At 36.0% G+C, this 5,585-nt stretch carries 4 protein-coding genes; 1 reads left to right on the plus strand and 3 read right to left on the minus strand.

The annotated features are described in order from the left end of the window. On the plus strand, positions 1 to 560 hold a 560-nt coding region (locus GQR46_RS15335; RefSeq protein WP_240922913.1), incomplete at its 5' end, for an isoprenylcysteine carboxylmethyltransferase family protein. Between the two features lie 253 nt (positions 561 to 813). Here the strand turns inward: GQR46_RS15335 and GQR46_RS15340 are convergent. Genes GQR46_RS15340 through GQR46_RS15350 form a run of 3 tightly spaced genes read right to left on the minus strand, consistent with a single transcriptional unit; the run spans position 814 to position 5,437 of the window. Further along, complete coding sequence (locus GQR46_RS15340) at positions 814 to 2,835, minus strand: EAL domain-containing protein (RefSeq protein ID WP_165741384.1); 2,022 nt, start codon at positions 2,833 to 2,835, stop codon at positions 814 to 816. A 4-nt stretch (positions 2,836 to 2,839) separates the two neighbouring features. After that, on the minus strand, positions 2,840 to 3,367 hold the full coding sequence (locus GQR46_RS15345; protein ID WP_007586256.1) for a YfiR family protein: 528 nt from the start codon (positions 3,365 to 3,367) through the stop codon (positions 2,840 to 2,842). 9 nt (positions 3,368 to 3,376) lie between these two features. Then, entirely contained in the window at positions 3,377 to 5,437 is a 2,061-nt protein-coding gene (locus GQR46_RS15350) for a TonB-dependent receptor (protein WP_165741385.1), read from the minus strand. Positions 5,438 to 5,585 lie beyond the last annotated feature (148 nt).

Here is a 5,585-nt window from a genome sequence, read left to right on the forward strand (position 1 = left end):
CTTTTGTTGCGGGGTTTTATACATTTAGAATTATTTATAAAAATAGAGACACACCATCAGGCGTTATTTATCCCGGAGATAAGTTTTGTACTAGTTGGTGGAACCATATGGTTTTTAAGTTTTTCAGGGCTGCTATTTGGTTTATATGTGTAATTAGAGTGTTTGTACCTGAGTTAGATAGCTACCTTGGGCTATTTCCAATTCTCAATGGCTGGCCAGGTGTATTATTTGGCGATATTTTATTGAGTGCAGGTTTTATTTTGACGATGTTTGTACATTTTCATATGGCAGCACTTTGGCGTTCAGGAATTGATCCTAAGGGACCACATGAGCTTAAAACATCAGGACTATATGAATACTCTAGGAATCCGATGTATTTAGGTGTTGTAGCTGCACAGGTGGGTTTCTTTTTAGCCTTACCTAGTATATTTAGTTTGACCTGTTTGGTTATTGGTTTTATAGCTATATATAGACAGACGTTAGTTGAAGAAGCTCATTTAGCTCATCGCTTTTCAACACAATATAAAGAGTATAAACAACTAGTCCCTCGCTGGTTATAGCTTGGGATTGAGCTTTAAATACATGAAATTTTAACGCAAGAGTAAAGACGTGTTCTGTGTTGGCTTGCTAAAATTTAGCAAGATGGACATAAATCAGATCACTTCTTTTTGTTTTATACCAATTCGCTTAATTAAGTGATCTATTTTGAGGATGGAAAAACGTGTTGATAGCTAGGCAAAAAATTTTCTATTTAGTTGTTCTTAATGAGAATTTTTTAACACAGGTAGCGACACATTCAGCCCCGCAAAATGATTAAGTATTATTGCGGATTGGTATTATATACTTTTTCATAAACTCTTGTTTAGTAATTGCCTTTGAAAAAATGTAGCCTTGAATATAATCGCAAGCAAGCAGCTTTAATAGGTCATACTGTTTTTGTGTTTCAACACCTTCCGCTACCACCATTACATCTAGGTTGTGAGCCATAGTTATAATAGCCTTCACGAGAGCGATACTATTATCGTTTGATTCAATATCGCTTATAAATGAACGATCTATTTTTAAAATATCTATATCTAAGCGCTGTAGATACGCCAAAGAAGAATAACCAACACCAAAGTCGTCAATCGCTATGTCTATATTAATAGTGCTTAAGCGTTTTAATTGTCGCTGTATTGACGAATCTGGATCCATTAAGGTATTTTCAGTGACTTCAATTAAAATAGTGTTGGCGGGTAGTTGGTACTTTTTACTTGCAACAATCCATTCATCCACCCAGCAACCAGCGCGGTCAATTTCAAGAGGTGATGTATTTACACTGACTTGAATTGTCTTTTCACTTAAAACATTGAATAGGACGGTATCTTGAATTGCTTGAGATTTTACCCATTGGCCTATGTCGTTTATCAATCCGTTTTTTTCAGCAACAGGTATAAATTCATTGGGCCCTATTAGGCCTCGTTCAGGGTGGTTCCAACGAATAAGGGCTTCAGCTTTTGGTACTGATTTCCCATCAATTGAAAATATAGGTTGGTAATATAATTCAAATTGGTTTTTTACAATTGCAGTGCGTATCTCTTCTATCAGGCGACGCTTTTCTGTGGCTTTTTCTTCTATAGCATAGGAGAAAAACTCATAGCGATTCCGCCCTTTATTTTTAGATAAATACATCGCTTGATCAGCACGTCTAACAAGCTCTTCTACTGTTAAACCATCAACAGGGAAAAACGTTAAACCTATGCTTGCGGTAACATAGACTGTTTCTTTTTTTATTTTAATACTCTGCATTAAACTACTTTTTACAGCTTCGGCAATTTTTGATGCTTCATCAGGGCTACTTACACCCTCTAAAATTAATGTAAATTCGTCTCCACCCAAGCGTGCTACTGTATCTTTTGTTGTTATACAGCTTTGCAGCCTCGTTGCTACCTGGTGTAATAATAAATCACCGTAGTCATGTCCAAGGCTGTCGTTTACTTCTTTAAAACCATCTAAATCTATAAATATAAGTGCGAATTTCATTCCTTTAACACTTACTAAGCTTTGTAGTTTTTCGTAAAAATACCGTCTGTTCGGCAAATCAGTTAACCCGTCTTGGTAAGCATATTGTTGCAACTGAATATTTGCATTTTCAAGTTCATTAGTACGAAGCCTAACTTGGTTTTCTAATGAACTTTCTCTTTGCTCAATGTTGTATAGCATATCGTTAAAACAAGAAGTTAACTGTCCGACTTCATCTTGTGATAGTTGTTTAGCGCGTAAACTATAATCATGTGACGTTGTTATTTTATTTGCTGTTTGTGCTAAATATAAAATAGGGTTTAAAAAGCGGCGCCTTAGCAAAAGGGATAAAATGAGGCTGATAGCAAAGGTAAAGACCATCAAAATCATTATAAATTTAAAGTAAAAAGTGATTCTGTCTTGAATGTAACTGTTGTTAGCGCGTATTTTTAATACGCCATAATCATGCATATCGAGCTGAAGGGGGGTATTAACCTCAATGCTTTGTTCTATTTCTTCATTTTCGGCTTGAGCAACAACAAGTTGTTCACCAGTCATACTCGTTACCATTATACTAATAACATCTGAGCGTATAAGTATTGGGTTTATAAGCTCTTGTACTGCATCTATATCATTAAACATAAGTGCAGCAGTTATATTGGGTGAAAGCATTTTAGACAGCGACCCCAGGCTTTCTATTTGTTCTTCTTTAGCGCTGGTGATTTCATAAGCACTAAATACAATGGTTACTGTAGCGGTTGATACAAGTGCGACACTCATTAAGATGAATAATAATTTTTTGCTCATTGTATTTAATGCAAATAGTTTTTTCATTGCATTACCTATCTACAACGCGTGCAAGTCGTAGTACTTTTGAACTCATAGTAATGCCTGCATCTTTAAGCTGTTGTGGTGCAATTTCAAAGCGAATTTTACCACTGGAAAGAAAGAATCTGATATGGCCGCCATTTTCAATAAATGAGTCTGTTTCACCAATGACCATAATATTTTTTAGATCTAAAGGAGTTATGTTTTGCCACTGGGCAAATGTATCTGAGGTGATAAATAGCATGTTACACGCAGATGTTGTGACTTCATCAATAGTGACTAATTTATTATGTAAAGGTAATTTTTTTATAGTGCGATTTTTTAGAGCGGTGTTAGCCACATCAATAAAGTATTTATCAGGGCTACAAATAGTAAATTGATCAAGGGGCTCTAAATGAGAATCCCAGTGTCCAAAACGTGCAAAGTTATACAAGAAGCCTGCTTTTAGCATGTATTCTTTTTCAACAGCGTCAACGCTGGTACTTAAAAGTACCAAGGCTATTAAGCTTCTGTGAATTAGACTTCTTAATTTAATCATCTAATTAGCTTAGAAATTTGCTGAAATTGTAAACGTAATACATTCATCAATATAGTTTGGTAATGTATAGGTTTCGCGCGTATTACTGTACTCAATATGTGAACCTGAAAATAGGTTTTTACCCGAAACTGCAGTAGACCACACAGGAGTAGCCTGCCAATTCCAACTAATATCTAACGTTGTGTAATTATCAGTATTATATGCATTTGAGTTTACTGCTCGTAATGTCGCAAACACGTTATGGTTGGTTAAAAAAGAATAATCGGCTTTTGCAAATAACTGCCTGTTTTTAGAGTCATACCCGATAGCGGGCTCTACTCTAGGAGGTAAATCGTAGTTATAATCGGTGTAACTATAACCAAACTCAGTATTGAGATTATCAATTGGTTGCCATGATACTACTAAGTCGAACCCTTTAGTGGTTGTGTCTGCTACAGATGCAAAGTCTAAATCTATACGAGTCATTCTTAGTGCTTGAAATACTTCTGGAATTCTCCCTGCTAGAAATAAATCAAGTATAGGAGTGAATTGTTCAGCATGTGTATTCATATCAATAACCGCTACGTTTTTAGCATCGGTATAATAAGTAGAAAGATCCAATGACCAATCGTTAGCAGTAAAACGGTAGCCTAATTCATAAGATAGATAGTTTTCTGATTTAACTTTGTCATTACCATTTAGGTAGGTTGCAATTCGGTAGTCGTCTATTTGGTCAAAGCCTGAACTTAAACCGGTAAGATCTTTAATTTCTGTACCATTAACTTTAAAGTTGTCGTTAAACTCAATTAATGTTGGTGTACGTACACTTCGCGATATTGCGCCCCAAGTAAGATGGTTATCTACTGGTTTGTATATAAGTCTTGCTGATGGTTGATTTTCCCAGCCAGTTAAATCGTTATGATCAAGCTTAGTACCAATAATAAAGTCGAGAGTGTCAGGAGTCACATTGTATTGAGCTTGAACAAGTGCACCATATTGTTTGAGGCTATCAAAGTTTTTATCGCTATCTAAAAATACGCTTTCTGCGAAAGATATAGAATTGTATCGGTAGTTCAACCCCCAATCTAACTGTAGAGATTGATATATAAAGTTCATTTGATAATCAATATCTATAGATTCAAAGTCTTCTTTAATATAATTTTGAGAGCCATTTTGTTTAAGCCAAGAAATTTGTAGCATTTGATTGGCATCTGGCGACATTCTGTTTTCAAGGCGCGCCATTATGCGCGAGTCTGTTCGCTTTAAATCATCTGAAAATGAAATGTTTTCGTTGGTTTCATCGACAACACCTCGGTAGTTTTGGCCAAGTGTGGAATGAGTTACATCACCCTGGAGTAGTGCTGACCACTCATCATTAGGGGTAAAGTCAGCTCTAAAACCTAAAGAGTTTTGTTTGGTTGTGTCATTAGGGGGAAGTGAGATGCCTTTTTGGGATTCATTCGCATCTTTTAAGTGCCCATACACTCGGTAGCTGCCTATGTTACTTATATCACCACCGTAGCGAAGATTAGCATCAACATTTATTTGATTACCAGTTGTTACACTTGCGTGTCCACCGCGAGTATCAATACTATTTTTAGTAATGATATTAATAACGCCATTATTTGCGTTACTTCCCCAAAGTAATCCGCCTTGTCCGCGTATAACTTCAATACGTTCAATATCGTACAAAGGAACGTTGAGTGTTTCCCAATAAACAGCGGCAAACTTTGGGGTATATAAGCTTTGTCCGTCAATCATAACCAATAATTTGCTTGAAAAGCGAGAGGCAATGCCTCTTGAGGAAATAGCCCATTGATTGTTATCGAGCTGACGGACAATTAAACCCGGCACCATTTTTAGTGCTTCAGGTACTGATGTAGCACCAGATTTAGTAATTTGTTCTTTACTTAATACATAAATAGATGAGGCGGTATCAAATGCTGATTGTGCTCTTTTCATCGCAGAAGTCGCTTGCACATCCATACCCATTAAAGCATCAAGATCGAGATCTTCATCTTCAAACGGCTCAGCCGTTATAAGAGGGCACACAAAAAGTAATGGCCAAAATAAACGTTGTGATATTTTCACCCAAAAGTCTCCTGCGCAATCAAAAAATCAAAAACAATGACTGTTTTTGTAATACATGTGATATCACACAATATTAACATACATTAACAGCGTAAAAGTATAAATGCGATTAAATCAAAACAACTAATTTTGTAGTAGTTAAAAAATT

Origin of the sequence: Pseudoalteromonas sp. Z1A6, from assembly GCF_011378745.1 — a bacterium.
Classification (GTDB): domain Bacteria; phylum Pseudomonadota; class Gammaproteobacteria; order Enterobacterales; family Alteromonadaceae; genus Pseudoalteromonas; species Pseudoalteromonas arctica.